Raw genomic sequence first — 13,979 nt, forward strand, 5'->3', positions numbered from 1 at the left:
TGTAAACAATAAGAAAACAACATAATTTATAATTTTGAAAAAACGTACTATTGGCGCTATAAGGGGGTTGCTATGACTATACACATCGATAAAGAGAATCTTTTATTCCATTTACAAGGCAGCAATACGAGTTATGTCATGCAGGTTATACGAGATGGTTATTTAGCCCATCTGTATTGGGGAAAGAAAATTCAGAACTATCGGGGAAGCAATAAGATCATCTTTATGGATAGAGGATTTTCACCCAATCCGGATGGTGAGGATCGAGCCTTTTCACTGGACACCATCCCACAAGAGTATCCATCATTTGGAAATAGTGATTTCAGAATTCCTGCGTATCAGCTTCAATTGGAGAATGGTTCTACCGTGACAGACTTTCGGTATAAAGAACATCAGGTTTACCAAGGCAAGTCAAAATTGAAAGGGCTTCCTTCTACTTATGCAGAGGATGATGGCGAAGTAGAAACTCTGGAAATCGTCCTTGAAGACCCATTAATTGATGTAAAGATTGTACTATCCTATAGCCTTTATCAAAAGTGGGATGTCATTACCCGTTCAGTCCGTTTCGATAATGAAGGTCGACAGCAGCTAAAACTGCTTAGAGCGTTAAGTGCTAGTGTGGATTTTCGTGATGATGAATACGAACTAATTACCTTGTACGGTGCGCATAATAATGAAAAAAATATAGCAAGGCGAAAAATTTTACCCGGAATTCAAATGGTAGACAGCTGCCGTGGAGCCAGCAGCCCTCAACAGGCACCCTTTATGGCACTTGTAAGAGAAGGAACAGATGAAGAACAGGGTGAAGTGTACGCCTTTAATCTGGTGTACAGCGGGAACTTTACGGCCCAGGCTCAGGTAGATTCCTATCGGAACACAAGAGTCGCGATGGGGATTAATCCTTTTGATTTTACATGGCTGCTTGAACCGGAGGAATCCTTCCAAACGCCAGAAGTGGTCATGGTATACACCGAAAATGGATTGGGCGGCATGTCGAGAATTTATCATGAATTATACAGGAGCAGATTATGTCGTGGGCCTTTTCGTGACAAGGAGCGGCCGATCCTGATTAATAACTGGGAAGCCACCTACTTTAACTTTGATGCCGACAAGATTGAGCAGTTGGCGAAGGAGGCTCAAAGTGTAGGAGTGGAGCTGTTTGTACTGGATGATGGGTGGTTTGGAAAACGGGATGATGACAATACTTCATTAGGCGATTGGGTGGTGGATCGTCGCAAACTTCCAGATGGATTGCCGGATCTTGCAAACCGCATACGAAATCTGGGTATGGAGTTTGGTTTGTGGTTTGAACCTGAAATGGTATCCATAGACAGCGATTTATACAGAAAGCATTCAGATTGGTGTATCCATGTCCCTGATCGTCCGTATACGTTGGGAAGAAATCAACTGATGTTGGATTTATCGAGGAAGGAAGTGTGTGAGTACATTATTAAGTCGGTTTCCGATATTTTATCGGACGTTCCAATTACTTATGTAAAATGGGACATGAATCGTCACATGACGGATGTGGGTTCGGCAGCCTTGCCGCCTGAGAGACAAAGGGAGACTGCGCATCGTTATATCCTGGGACTCTATAATATTATGGAAGAGCTTACATCAAAGTTTCCCCATGTCTTATTCGAGAGCTGTTCTAGTGGAGGAGGCCGTTTTGATGCCGGTATGCTCTATTACATGCCTCAGACCTGGACGAGTGACAATACGGATGCCATTTGCCGACTGAAAATTCAATGGGGAACAAGTCTTGTCTACCCTCCAATTACCATGGGGGCACACGTCTCCACAGTACCCAACCATCAAGTGGGCAGAATAACTCCCTTGGAGACAAGAGGTTATGTCGCCATGGCCGGGAATTTTGGATATGAGCTAGATTTGACGACATTAACCGTTGAGGAAAAAGAAATAGTAAAAAAACAGATAGCTCTATATAAAGAAATGAGATCGCTCATTCAATTTGGGAAGTTTTACAGAATAATTAATCCGTTTGATGAAAATGAAGCCGCATGGAGCTTTGTATCAGAGGATCAAATGGAAATGGCGGCCAGCTATTTCAAGATTTTATCCCAACCTGCTGCCGCGATTAAAACATTAAAATTTAAAGGTCTGAATCCAGACTACGTTTATAGAAATGTAGAAACCGGTGAGCTGTTCGGCGGTGATGAATTAATGCATGTCGGCATAACACTTGCCAGGGTAAAGCAGGACTTTTTAGGCATGTTCTGGAGATTTGTTAAAGAAGACATCTGACTCAGCTAGAGGAGGTTTTACTAGATGGAAGCAAAAGAAAAGCAGTATAAGCAAATTTCTCAAGAAATTTTAAAATATATCGGTGGTGAAGAGAACATTATCGGTGTGGCCCATTGTGCCACAAGATTAAGAATTGTACTTGAGGACAATGAAAAAGCGGAATTAAAAAAGATTGAAGATATTGATCTGGTTAAAGGCGTTTTCATAGCGGGGGACCAACTGCAGATCATTTTTGGAGCAGGGTTGGTCAATAACATCTATGCCGTGTTCTCCAAACTGACCGGAACAGAAGATATGTCATTAAGTGATGTCAAATCGAAGTCCGCACAAAAGCAAAATCCTTTTCAAAAGGCCATTAAATCGCTGTCAGATGTCTTCATTGAGATCATGCCGGGAATTCTTGCTGCCGCATTGTTAATGGGGATAACCGGGCTGTTAGGTCAGAAGGGGTTATTTGGTCCTAAGTCGATTGTGGAGATGTATCCAATTTTTCAAGGGATCAATCGCTTCGTTCAAATCGTTTCCACGGGTATTTTTACAATCCTGCCGCTGCTTGTTGTTTATTCCGCAACCAAGAGATACGGCGGTCGTCCTATTCTGGGGCTTGTGCTGGGTGCGATTATGCTTCATCCGGCGCTGGCAGATGCTTTTGAGGTAGCTAAAGGGAGTCAAAATCCGGAATCGATCAGTCTTTTCGGCCTTCCCGTACAGTTGGTTGGATTTCAGGGCGGTATTATTATTGCTCTAATGATGGGATATGTGGTAGCCAAGTTGGATCAGTTTTTTAACAAAAAGGTTCCAGACATGATTAAACTATTTTTGGCTCCTTTGCTGACTGTCTTTATTTCTTCCCTGCTATTGTTTACGATTATCGGCCCTCTTGGGCGAGAGCTAGCCAGTCTGGTCACCGTTTCGCTGCTTTGGATGACGCAAAACCTTGGGATATTCGGTTTTATGTTTTTTGCAGGCATTCAGCAGATCATTGTTATTACAGGCTTACATCATGTTATGGGTGCGGTAGAAGCGCAGCTGTTAACCGATACAGGCAGAAATTTTATCAACCCATTGGCATCAGTAGCTTTGATGGCTCAAGGGGGCGCCGTTTTGGGGTATATTCTTTTGAATCGCAAAGACACCAAGGTTAAAGAAATGGGTTACTCTGCATTCGGGTCTGTACTTTTTGGAATCTCCGAACCAGCGATCTTCGGGGTCACTTTAAAGTATAAGTTCCCCCTGATTGCTGGATGCCTTGGAGGAATGATTGCGGGAGCATATGTATATTTAAGCAAGCTGACAGCCATAGGATTCGGAACCACGGCTCTTCCTGGCTTTGCAATTGCAGCGTCAGAGAACCATGGTCATATGAATTATCTTATCGCTCATCTTATTGCCCTGTTATGTGGAGCATTATTTACATTTGCTTACGGTGCTATCAAGAGCAAGAGGTCAACACTCTGAACCAAGAGAGTATTGATAAGTTGAATAACTTAATCAGTTACAATCAGGCTTTATGAAAACGGTTAAAAGAAGAGAATATGCGTGGAATGGACAAGAGAGTATAGATGAAAAAGTAAAAGAGCCGTCCTCAGTCGTTAAAAAAGACCGAGGACGGCTCTGAGTCACATGAATATACTTGTATGTTCGTTAAAGCTAATCGATGCCACCATCGCTTTCAATCAGCCCTTTGCCGATTACATTGGCCGAAACCGGAGGCTTGCCTAGCTCCCGAGACCATATGGACAACTGCCCAATATGGTGGATTTGGTGGGCGATGACATGACGCATCACCTCGCCCCAGGCATCAATTACAATCCTGCCGTCCGGGAGGTGATCTTCAAACCTTTTCCGTTCCAGACCATCATGCCAGGCGAGCACGAACGGCTCGACATCGAGTCGAAAATTTGCATCCAGCTCACGGACTTTGTCGAGCGTATCATACAGAGAGAAGTCCTCCTGAAAGTCGGGTTTGCCCTGAATCGTTTGAATCCAGCTCCACTCCACATCAACGATATGAAAGAGTGTCTTTAGAATGCCGCCGACTCCGCCGACGCGTTGTTTCAGTAATTCCTCCTGCGACACCTCTTCACACCAGCGGTACCATTGTTCACGAATCATCCAGTTGTAACGAAAAAAAGTCTGCATCCATCAACCTCCAGAGCTGTATTTGAGAATCATCTCCACCAGTTTACCATGGAATGCCAAAAGGGCTGTCTCATTCGTAGAAAATCTACTTTTGAGACAGCCCTTTATTATAGGATAGAGATGTTGTTACTGGCTTATTTCTTTGCAGCCGCGTAACGTTTGTTTACTTCATCCCAGTTGATTACATTGTAGAATGCTGCAATGTAGTCTGGGCGTTTGTTTTGATATTTCAGGTAGTAAGCATGCTCCCAAACGTCCAGTCCAAGTACTGGAGTCAGACCTTCGGACAGCGGGCTATCCTGGTTTGGAGTGCTAGTGATCGCCAGTTTGCCGTCTTTGCCGACAACCAACCAAGCCCAGCCGCTACCAAAACGTGTTGTAGCTGCTTTAGTGAAGTCTTCTTTAAATTTGTCGTAGCCGCCCAGCTCGTTGCTGATTGCTTCAGCAATAGCACCTGTCGGTTGTCCACCGCCGTTAGGACCGATAACTTCCCAGAACAGGCTGTGGTTGTGGTGTCCACCACCGTTGTTGCGAACCGCAGTGCGGATGCTTTCAGGAACGCTGTCCAGATTGGAGATCAGATCCTCCAGGCTTTTGCTTTGCAGTTCAGGAGCGCTCTCCAGAGCTGCGTTTAAGTTCGTTACATATGTGTTATGGTGACGATCATGGTGAATTTCTACTGTCAGTGCATCAATGTGCGGTTCCAGTGCGTCTTTTGCGTAAGGAAGTTCTGGTAATTGAAATGCCATAGTAAAATCCCTCCTGGTTATATGGTTGGGTAAGTGTTCCTATGTAATAATACCCTCGACAGTTATATTAAACCGCATTCAGCCTATTTAATCAACATTTTTGTTTGTAAAATAGCAAACTGGGCAATACGGCCTGGTAGCTAGCATGTCCAAAAACCCGATTTGAATACATAATACCTAGGTAATAAGAGGTAAATTGTGAACATTGAAATGTAAACGCTTTATATACAGCGCTTACATGAGAAAAAGGGATGTATTCCATCAAAAAGTATGGTTTAATGGTCAAGGAAGCAGAAATTTCGGCTTTTTTGTCGTCTGCTATAATCTGTCATGTCTATGACATGACGAACTTGAGGGCATACACCCTTTTCCTGTTCTTCATTTCATATATAGCAGATCGTATGCATTTTTATCATAATGCCTTGTGATTAACACCATGATAAGAAATTTAAGGATTTATGTAAAAATGACGGTGCTGTCTCAATTTTTTTATTATGCTTACGAAAAGGGAGATATTACTTATGCACGTTCGTTCCTTTCAATTAAGTGATGTGAACTCAGTAACGGAACTCATGCAAATTGCCTTGTCAGAGGAGTGCTACAAAGAGACGGTGAGTGCGTTTGCCCGTCAGCTTTCGTGGGATTCCGGTTTGATCATCGTTGCAGAAGAAGAGGGTGAGATCGTTGGTGCTTTGATCGGCACGATCGATCAGAATGATGGTTGTTACTATCGTATCGCTATTCACCCGGATCGTCGTCGGATGGGAATCGGCAAATCGCTTGTGGAATCCATGGAGCAGCGTTTTCAGCAACGTAAGGTTAGCCGTATTTGGGTAGCAGGGGACAAGCATAACAGTGCGGCCATGCCTTTGTACGAAGCGATGGGCTATGGAGCAAGCCAGATTTTACAGGCTTTTCAGAAGCTGAGTATTTTGGCGCCTCATTAATCGGGAATCGAAATAAAGAGAATTGAATAACATTAAGTATAATATTTACATTTAGAGCATATCTGAGTAACCGTTGCAATCGGGTACGGGATATGCTTTTCTATTTATAACAGGGTTAAGGAGGTTTAATCATGGACGCTTTGGCTCCTTCGCCAGGCCCGCTTCCCTCGCCGGAAACGTCCAAACCAGCAGGTCACTCTGGTTACATACGCGATTGGTTAGTCACCCTTCTGATTGCCATGGTCGTCTTGCTGCTTCTGAACCTGTTTGTATTTAACTTGTCCACGGTCAGAGGACATTCGATGCAGCCGACGCTAATGGAAAGCCAGCATTTGTTCGTCAACAAGCTGGTTTATAATTTTCATGATCCGGGCAGGGGGGACATTGTGATTTTAAAAGATCCCGATTCCAAGCTGTCGAGTCCAAGATTTTTAGTGAAAAGAGTCATAGGTATTCCCGGAGATGTAATCCGAGTTGAACATAATCATTTGTATGTGAACGGTGAACTGCTAAATGAACCTTACACCAACTCTGACGTGGAGGATGGTGATTATGGTCCTTTTACGGTGGAGCCGGAGCACTTTTTTGTCATGGGAGATAATCGCCATATTGCAGCGAGCAAGGATAGCCGCTATTTTGGAAGCATTAAATCTGAAGATTTACTGGGACGTGCAGAATTTATATTTTGGCCGATATCTGAGTGGAAATGGCTATAGAGCAACTAAAGTCTGAAATTAATGCGGAACACGTCCGAACCGATCAGGACCATGACGGAGCAGGCGGTTACCGATTAGGAAAGGAAGAGGATGATGAAAGAAGTGATGGTATATACCGACGGTGCTTGTTCGGGAAATCCCGGTCCTGGGGGCTGGGGGATTGTTTTGCTGTATGGGGAACATCGTAAGGAGCTGTCGGGTGCCGAGAAAATGACGACAAACAACCGTATGGAGATCAAGTCCGTGATTGAAGCACTGAAGCTGCTCAAGGAGCCTTGCCATGTGAAAGTACATAGTGACTCTGCCTATGTCGTCAATTGCTTCAAACAGGGCTGGATTAAGAATTGGCTTCGTAATGGCTGGCGCAACAGTAAAAACCAGCCAGTGGAGAACAAGGAACTATGGGAAGAATTGTGGGAACTGATGGGTAAGCATGAGGTTGAATATGTGAAGGTTAAGGGGCACAGTGACAATGAACTGAATAATCGCTGTGATTTTCTGGCGACCAGTGCTGTTAAAAATTTACGGTAGCATCTGCTGCTATTTTCTGTTGAAATTTGAGATATGAGAATTTTGCAAATCCTCATATCTGTAATGATAAAAAGTGGAAGAGAGGTGAGTATCGGATGCAACGCGGATTGACTCAGGCGGCTGCCGGAACCGCTTCGACTTGGGCTTCGCTCAAGCAGGAAATTATTGAGGCAGCTCCAGGGCTGGGTATCGACTCCATCGGGTTCGCATCCGCCGACCCCTTTCTGTCTCTGAAAGCTATATTGGAAGAGCATCGTGCGAAAGGCTATGAATCCGGCTTTGAAGAGCCAGATATTGATAAGCGGATCTACCCGGAGCTGTATGGCTCACAGCCTGCATCTCTGATTGCTATTGCGGTGGCGTACCCTTCCAAAATGAAGGACCCGCCGAAGTCGGACAAGGGGAAGTACCGTGGTATTTTGGCACGTTCAGCCTGGGGGAAAGATTATCATCTGGTACTACGCGAAGCGATGGAAAAGCTTGAGGCTTTTATAAGTGAGCGGGTACCTGATGCCATATTGAAAAACATGGTGGATACCGGAGAATTGTCGGATCGAGCCGTTGCGGAACGCGCAGGGATTGGCTTTAGCGGCAAAAATACGATGATGATTTCACCGACGCTGGGATCATGGATTTATCTAGGTGAGCTGTTGACGAACATTCCTTTCCAGCCAGATGAACCGGTAACGGATGGTTGCGGCGAGTGTACCAAATGTTTGGATGCCTGTCCTACGGGCGCGCTTGTGGGTCCTGGACAGCTGAATGCCCAGCGGTGTGTGTCCTTTTTGACGCAAACGAAGGGCTTTCTGGATGAGGAGTTTATGCGGAAGATAGGGAATCGGCTATACGGATGTGATACCTGCCAAATGGTATGCCCCAAAAATCGGGGTCTCAATTGGGATCACCATCCCGAGCTTACACCCGATCCTGAAATTGTGAAGCCGTTGCTGCTGCCGTTATTGGATTTGAGCAACCGTGAATTCAAAGACCGATTTGGACAAAGTGCGGCGGCTTGGCGGGGGAAGAAGCCCATTCAACGCAATGCAGTCATTGGACTGGGCAATTTCAAGGATATCAGCGCGGTGCCCAAGTTAACGGAGGTTTTATTGGATGATCCGCGTCCCGAGCTACGAGGCACGGCGGCGTGGGCTTTGAGTCGAATAGGAGGGGAGAACGCTATGACAGCGATCAAGCAAGCATCAGAGAAGGAACAACATGAGCAAGTACGCGAAATGATCGCGCAAGCGCATTCCAAACTAGAGGAACAAGAGCAGGCAGAACAGCAAAAGGCGTCTGAATTACCAAAATCAGAAGTAACGGCCGGAGATTCACAGGGTCCAACCACCATTTATTATGATGAGATGGAGACACCTGTGGGCACGTTGACGCTGTGCGCTACGGATCGGGGGCTGTGCCGAATAGACTATGGCGTTTTTCATGCAAAGGAAGCACTGCTTCAGCAATGGGCCCGAACATGGATTGGGGAATATGTCTATGTGCAGGAGCCGGAAAAACTGCGCGAAGCCGCGGACCAACTGCGTGAATATTTTGCGGGAGAACGACGGGAATTCAGTATAGCCTATGATTTGAGAGGCACTCCTTTTCAAGAGCAGGTATGGCGTGCATTACAAAATATTCCGTACGGACAAAGTGTGTCCTACAAAGATATTGCAGAATCGATCGGACGAGCCAAGGCGGTACGTGCTGTGGGTGGAGCCAATAACAAAAATCCGTTACCCATTCTGTTTCCATGTCACCGGGTATCGGGTGCAAACGGAAGTTTGGTCGGTTATGCTGGAGGCTTACCAGTCAAGACGAAGCTGCTGGATTTGGAGAAACAATAAGGACATATGTTTGCAAAAAGTGATTTGCTAGCTGTCCCATGTTTTGCTATGATAGGTTCGTGCAATTCAAGATGTTTCATATAAATATACAGAGGTGACGACTTCGTGGTGTGGAATATTGTCATTCCGATTATTACCCTGATTGCTGGTTTGGTTGGGGGATTTTTCATCGGTGCTTATTATCTTCGTAAACAGCTTGAAAAGATGCAAAACGACCCTGAAACGCTGCAAAAAATGGCCAAACAGATGGGTTACAACCTGAATGGGAAACAAATGCAAAAAGCCCAGCAGATGATGAAGAACCAACAGTTCTCCAAAAATCAGCCTGGTCCGCGTAAAAATCAGGGCCGTCGGAAATAATGAGCAACGTGAGCACGGATGCCGCATGAGGTTGCTGCATAGAGGAGGATTACTGTGGCTGGCGTAAAAGATTATATTAACCGCAAAGCTGCGGATAACCGGGATAAAATCGAGTACCATGTGGAGCAGATTTTACAACTGATCGGTGAGGACCCCAAGCGTGAAGGGTTGTTGGAAACACCGGCACGCGTTGCGCGCATGTATGAGGAAATATTTGCGGGTTATGAGGTTGATCCCCGGGATGCGTTGGGTGTGACATTTGACGAGAATCACGAGGAGCTTGTGATCGTGAAGGACATCGTCTATTACAGCCAGTGTGAGCACCATATGGCTCCTTTCTTCGGAAAAGTGCATATCGGCTATGTACCCAGCGGCAAAATTGTAGGACTGAGCAAGCTTGCACGCCTGGTAGAGGCAGTGACCCGCCGATTGCAGGTACAGGAGCGTATTACATCACAGATCGCTGATATTTTAAATGAAGCGGTCTCCGCTCACGGGGTTATGGTGGTCGTGGAAGGCGAGCACTTGTGCATGTGTGCAAGAGGTGTCAAAAAGCCTGGTAGCAAAACGGTAACGTCTGCGGTACGCGGTACGTTTCGTGATGATGCAGCGCAGCGCGCAGAGTTTTTGTCGCTGCTCAAGGATTGATCGAACATCGCAAGACGTTTATGTGATGAACAAAAAAAGGGTGGTTTACGCATAGGCGTAGCCACCTTTTTTTGTTAACATCAGAAATAGAGACGACGGGATAGCTGCCTTAAAATTACGATTTGCCTATGGATAACAGTTATTTTTATAGATAGGGGATAACGTATGGAGAATGTACATAGATCAACGGAAAAAACAACAGCTTTGCCTGAGTTACAGTGGTTTGAAACGCCACTCGCGGCCACTCAGGAGAATGTTTTGTCTCCGCTGGCTTGGGAGGAGCTGGCTTGTCGGCAAGTAGGGAAAGGAGCTACACCCATTTTGCATCTATGGCGGCATCCGTCAGCGCTTGTGATCGGTCACCGGGACCGCAGGCTTCCCTACGCCCCACAGGCGATGGAACGAGTGCGCAACGCGGGAACCTCGGTATGCGTACGCCCCTCGGGTGGAGCAGCCGTCATGCTGGACAGAGGGGTACTGAACCTGTCCTTAATCCTGCCGAATCCACAGCGGGCCATCAGCCTGCATGAGGATTTTCGGCTCATGGCAGCGCTAATTGCCGATGCGCTGGTTCCGTGGTCTGGCGAGGCGCAGACCGGAGAAATCCTCGGGTCCTTCTGTCCCGGGGATTACGATGTCAGCGTCCGGGGCCGCAAGTTTTGCGGCATTGCACAGCGGCGCCAAGCCAAGGCGTATATCATCACAGCCTTCGTGATGATTGAGGGCAGCGGTGCAGAGCGTGCACAGGCGGTGCAGCATTTCTATACAGAGGCAGCCGGGGACACATCGGCAGGCGTGCAGCAGCAGGATTACCCCCGGGTGAATCCAGCAACGATGGGTAGCCTGGCAGAGCTGGCTGGAGTGCCATCTGTTGAGGCGTACACGGCATCTCTGCGCCGTGTCGTTGAGAGCCGGACAGCCATTTTACCTGCCGATGGCTGGGTGGTACAACCGGAAGGATTGACCGAACAAATGGCAGCGCTCAGAGAGCGATACGATTTGTAGGTGTAGTTTTTCTTTAGCTTAGAAGCTTAGAAGGGTTGCCATCTCAGTTTGGAGGCTTGATCGTAGCGCGCTTCCACTTCAGGCCAGTTAACGACATGCCACCAATCCTCAATGTATTTGTTACGCTCATTTTGATGCTTTAAGTAATATGCATGTTCCCATACATCTATCGCCAGCAGCGGAATGGACTCCCATTGAGTCAGATTCTGGTGCTTTTCGGCCTGCAAAATTTCAAGCCGTCCCGCGCGTGGACTCCATACCAGGATAGCCCAGCCGCCACCCTCGACCTTTTCGGCTGCCGAACTGAATTGCTTTTTGAATGCATCGTAGCTGCCAAAATCCTTTTTAATCTGTTCAGCCAGCGGTCCGCTTGGGTTTCCGCCACCTTTAGGACTCATGATCGTCCAAAAAAGAGTATGCAGATAATGGCCTGCGCCGTTGAATGCCAGTTCTCGTTCCCAATGTTTTACGAGGTCAAAATCACCTGTTTTTCGGGCTTCTTCCAGCTTCTTTTCCGCTTTATTCAGGTCATTCACATAGCTCAAATGATGCTTATCATGGTGAATACGCATCGTTTTCTCATCAATATACGGTTCAAGCGCATTATAGGGGTAAGGGAGCGGCGGTAGCCGATGTCCCCCAATAGGAACCGACCGGCCGATTGAGGTTTTTTCCGTTGCCGAAGGTTGTGCCTGGCTGGACTTGACGCTTTTAGTCGTCCATGCGCCTTCTCCCCTTATGCCTGCCTGCCGTTCTCGAAACGCTTCCTCTGGGTAATTCTCACCCTCTGCCGCTACATGATACAACCTAGCAGCCCTTGCGATGGAGCCAGGTTCTTGAAAGGGGGTTGTCGAGATTAGGAAATATTGGCTTTCATGTGCCGCGTGTAATACAACTCCGGCGGATTTTGGCTGCTGACGCAATGCATGACTGTGTTCGCTCAGCAGACCGAGCTGTCGTACATACTCCTGTGACTGACGGTTTGCGGTTTGCAGCAAATCGTCCAGTCGACGATTTAATTCTTGTGAGTCAGGCTGAGAGTTTAAGGCTGACTCTGACAATGGCATCTTTACAGATGATGATGCGTCTAATCCCCTTGACTGTTTTGAATGTCCAGTGAATTCGTGTGTATGTGCTTGTGGAGCAGCCGACATCTGTTTCCATTCCTGATGCCACGCCTGATCTGCCGGATCGAGTACGCTCCGTTGCTCTTCTAGCAACTCTATGGCGGTGCGTTCCGTCTGTTCGAATACAGTCCGCCAATCATCCAGCAACCGTACATAAGTTGGCTCCAATCCCTCGGTAGCGGATTTAATCACTTCCACATGCCAACTTTCCTGCTGCTTCCAATGCCGAATTTCCTCCAGCACACGTAAGGGCAGGAAAGACCCATAAGTACTCAGCATCGTTTTTTTACCTCCCGTATCCTACTATGGCTATCCGGCGGATCTGGCAGATCTGCCCTGGATGCATACGTACCCAGTATATTCGCTGTCTCATCAGGAATATGTCTATGAACTCCCTTAATCCGGTCACATCTGTTACGTAAAACAATGAATACCCATGGAAAACGAAAAAGAAGCCCAGCTACGGCACGGGTTAAGTGTCCATAGGCAGGCTTCTTCCAGGCGAAGAATAGAATACAGTTCTTCGAAAAATTTACTTCGTAGTCGTTTGTTTGTGGGCATCAGCGATGGTTTTCTTGTCCTCCAGCTCCTGTACACTGCTTAGAAACGTCGATACCCGTCGCAAATATTCACGAGGGTGCTCTCTGAAAATAAGCTCATGTATCCCGTTTTTAACAATCCATACACTGGAAAGCGGGTTGGTTTGATTGGCAGCGAGCTTTTCCGCAATAGGATAAGGAGCTTTTTCATCCTGTGTACCATGCACAAACATGATCGGGAACGGATAGTTTTCCTTTTTAACTTCCTGATATGGAATTTGATGCAAGCTGGTTCCGTTCAAGACTGGAAACAGCAACTCCAGAATTTCCAAAGACGGATGTCTTGGCAGATTAATTTGATTGTGAATGTTATGGTACAGCGTATCTGGCTCCAGCAGGAAGGTGCTGTCCAAAATCATTGCGTCCACATCCTTGGTTTGCAAGCCCGCCTGAAGAGCGGTTCCTGCCCCCATGGAGAAGCCCCATACGATAATCTCCGACGAGCCGCGTTGCTTCGCAAGCTGAATTGCTCCGAGGAGCTGTTGGGATTCTGCTTTGCCTCCGGTTGCGACTGCTTTGCTGTTTTGTGACGCAAATCCATAATCGAACATGACCACATTAAAGTTCAAACTGTGGGCATAATGCGCCAGATCATACATGGGAATCCAGCTTTCTTCGCGGTTAGCCCCATAGCCATGACTGAAAATAATCGTTTTCCGCGATTGATCCGCCGGGATATACCAGCCTTGTACCATGCGGCTACCATCCTTGGCAGGGAAGCTGACTTCCTCATAAGGCATGCTTTTGGCCTGCATCGGATTAGAGTACAGTGGTGCAACGGTGGGATTCGTAAGTACCCATGCGATGTAAGCATGCAAGGCAATAAAACAAAACAACAGAAAAAAGACGACCGACAGCAGCAGAGCAATCACAACGTGCTTGAACCGCAGCAGACGGGGATTAAAGAGTGGGGTGGACGGCTCCTGAACAGCGGTCTGTAGCTGAGCGTTGCGCTGGGATGTCGAAATCATGTAAGAGCCTCCTTATATAAAATTGATCTTCGTTTCATAGAATTTAGGTATAATTCCACTTGAAAATAGTAGTGT

Annotated in this window: 13 protein-coding genes; 9 read left to right on the forward strand and 4 right to left on the reverse strand. The window is 46.7% G+C overall.

The window, feature by feature from the left end; all coding sequences use genetic code 11:
• Positions 1 to 72: 72 nt before the first annotated feature.
• Positions 73 to 2,265: an alpha-galactosidase gene (locus tag NSS66_RS17885; protein WP_340959488.1), complete on the forward strand. Its 2,193-nt coding sequence runs from the start codon at positions 73 to 75 to the stop codon at positions 2,263 to 2,265.
• Between the two features lie 24 nt (positions 2,266 to 2,289).
• Positions 2,290 to 3,723, forward strand: coding sequence for a PTS transporter subunit EIIC (locus NSS66_RS17890; RefSeq protein WP_340959490.1), 1,434 nt, complete (start codon positions 2,290 to 2,292; stop codon positions 3,721 to 3,723).
• A 192-nt stretch (positions 3,724 to 3,915) separates the two neighbouring features.
• Here the strand turns inward: NSS66_RS17890 and NSS66_RS17895 are convergent, their stop codons facing one another.
• Both NSS66_RS17895 and NSS66_RS17900 read right to left on the reverse strand, forming a co-directional pair.
• Complete coding sequence (locus NSS66_RS17895; protein WP_069080776.1) at positions 3,916 to 4,407, reverse strand: DinB family protein; 492 nt, start codon at positions 4,405 to 4,407, stop codon at positions 3,916 to 3,918.
• 134 nt (positions 4,408 to 4,541) lie between these two features.
• On the reverse strand, positions 4,542 to 5,156 hold the full coding sequence (locus tag NSS66_RS17900; protein ID WP_023986992.1) for a superoxide dismutase: 615 nt from the start codon (positions 5,154 to 5,156) through the stop codon (positions 4,542 to 4,544).
• A gap of 521 nt (positions 5,157 to 5,677) precedes the next feature.
• Here NSS66_RS17900 and NSS66_RS17905 point away from each other — a divergent pair.
• From NSS66_RS17905 to NSS66_RS17935, 7 genes are all read left to right on the forward strand, one after another.
• Positions 5,678 to 6,103 (forward strand): GNAT family N-acetyltransferase, encoded by a 426-nt coding sequence (locus tag NSS66_RS17905; protein ID WP_023986994.1) that lies wholly within the window; start codon positions 5,678 to 5,680, stop codon positions 6,101 to 6,103.
• 131 nt (positions 6,104 to 6,234) lie between these two features.
• Positions 6,235 to 6,819: a signal peptidase I gene (lepB, locus tag NSS66_RS17910; RefSeq protein ID WP_023986995.1), complete on the forward strand. Its 585-nt coding sequence runs from the start codon at positions 6,235 to 6,237 to the stop codon at positions 6,817 to 6,819.
• A 93-nt stretch (positions 6,820 to 6,912) separates the two neighbouring features.
• Entirely contained in the window at positions 6,913 to 7,350 is a 438-nt protein-coding gene (rnhA, locus tag NSS66_RS17915; RefSeq protein WP_023986996.1) for a ribonuclease HI, read from the forward strand.
• 95 nt (positions 7,351 to 7,445) lie between these two features.
• Entirely contained in the window at positions 7,446 to 9,194 is a 1,749-nt protein-coding gene (gene queG / locus NSS66_RS17920) for a tRNA epoxyqueuosine(34) reductase QueG (protein WP_028541010.1), read from the forward strand.
• Positions 9,195 to 9,299: 105 nt separating this feature from the next.
• Positions 9,300 to 9,554 (forward strand): YneF family protein, encoded by a 255-nt coding sequence (locus NSS66_RS17925; RefSeq protein ID WP_013308742.1) that lies wholly within the window; start codon positions 9,300 to 9,302, stop codon positions 9,552 to 9,554.
• A gap of 54 nt (positions 9,555 to 9,608) precedes the next feature.
• Positions 9,609 to 10,202: a GTP cyclohydrolase I FolE gene (folE, locus tag NSS66_RS17930; protein ID WP_013308743.1), complete on the forward strand. Its 594-nt coding sequence runs from the start codon at positions 9,609 to 9,611 to the stop codon at positions 10,200 to 10,202.
• A gap of 165 nt (positions 10,203 to 10,367) precedes the next feature.
• A complete protein-coding gene (locus NSS66_RS17935) occupies positions 10,368 to 11,207 on the forward strand; it encodes a lipoate--protein ligase family protein (RefSeq protein ID WP_340959493.1) in 840 nt (279 codons plus the stop codon).
• Positions 11,208 to 11,233: 26 nt separating this feature from the next.
• On the opposite strand, the gene NSS66_RS17940 is transcribed toward NSS66_RS17935, so the two are convergent.
• Together NSS66_RS17940 and NSS66_RS17945 are read right to left on the reverse strand one after the other, a co-directional pair.
• Positions 11,234 to 12,613 (reverse strand): Fe-Mn family superoxide dismutase, encoded by a 1,380-nt coding sequence (locus NSS66_RS17940; protein WP_023987000.1) that lies wholly within the window; start codon positions 12,611 to 12,613, stop codon positions 11,234 to 11,236.
• A gap of 253 nt (positions 12,614 to 12,866) precedes the next feature.
• Positions 12,867 to 13,904, reverse strand: a complete 1,038-nt coding sequence (locus NSS66_RS17945; RefSeq protein WP_023987001.1) for an alpha/beta hydrolase — start codon at positions 13,902 to 13,904, stop codon at positions 12,867 to 12,869.
• Between the last annotated feature and the right edge of the window lie 75 nt (positions 13,905 to 13,979).

Origin of the sequence: Paenibacillus sp. FSL R10-2748 (genome assembly GCF_038005565.1) — a bacterium.
Taxonomy (GTDB): Bacteria; Bacillota; Bacilli; order Paenibacillales; family Paenibacillaceae; genus Paenibacillus; species Paenibacillus polymyxa_B.

What these genes read in the sequence shown, in the direction of transcription:
- NSS66_RS17885 (WP_340959488.1), top strand. Translation starts at nt 73, where the DNA reads ATGACTATACACATCGATAAAGAGAATCTTTTATTCCATTTACAAGGC.
- NSS66_RS17890 (WP_340959490.1), top strand. Translation starts at nt 2,290, where the DNA reads ATGGAAGCAAAAGAAAAGCAGTATAAGCAAATTTCTCAAGAAATTTTA.
- NSS66_RS17895 (WP_069080776.1), bottom strand. Translation starts at nt 4,407, where the DNA reads ATGCAGACTTTTTTTCGTTACAACTGGATGATTCGTGAACAATGGTAC.
- NSS66_RS17900 (WP_023986992.1), bottom strand. Translation starts at nt 5,156, where the DNA reads ATGGCATTTCAATTACCAGAACTTCCTTACGCAAAAGACGCACTGGAA.
- NSS66_RS17905 (WP_023986994.1), top strand. Translation starts at nt 5,678, where the DNA reads ATGCACGTTCGTTCCTTTCAATTAAGTGATGTGAACTCAGTAACGGAA.
- lepB (WP_023986995.1), top strand. Translation starts at nt 6,235, where the DNA reads ATGGACGCTTTGGCTCCTTCGCCAGGCCCGCTTCCCTCGCCGGAAACG.
- rnhA (WP_023986996.1), top strand. Translation starts at nt 6,913, where the DNA reads ATGAAAGAAGTGATGGTATATACCGACGGTGCTTGTTCGGGAAATCCC.
- queG (WP_028541010.1), top strand. Translation starts at nt 7,446, where the DNA reads ATGCAACGCGGATTGACTCAGGCGGCTGCCGGAACCGCTTCGACTTGG.
- NSS66_RS17935 (WP_340959493.1), top strand. Translation starts at nt 10,368, where the DNA reads ATGGAGAATGTACATAGATCAACGGAAAAAACAACAGCTTTGCCTGAG.
- NSS66_RS17940 (WP_023987000.1), bottom strand. Translation starts at nt 12,613, where the DNA reads ATGCTGAGTACTTATGGGTCTTTCCTGCCCTTACGTGTGCTGGAGGAA.
- NSS66_RS17945 (WP_023987001.1), bottom strand. Translation starts at nt 13,904, where the DNA reads ATGATTTCGACATCCCAGCGCAACGCTCAGCTACAGACCGCTGTTCAG.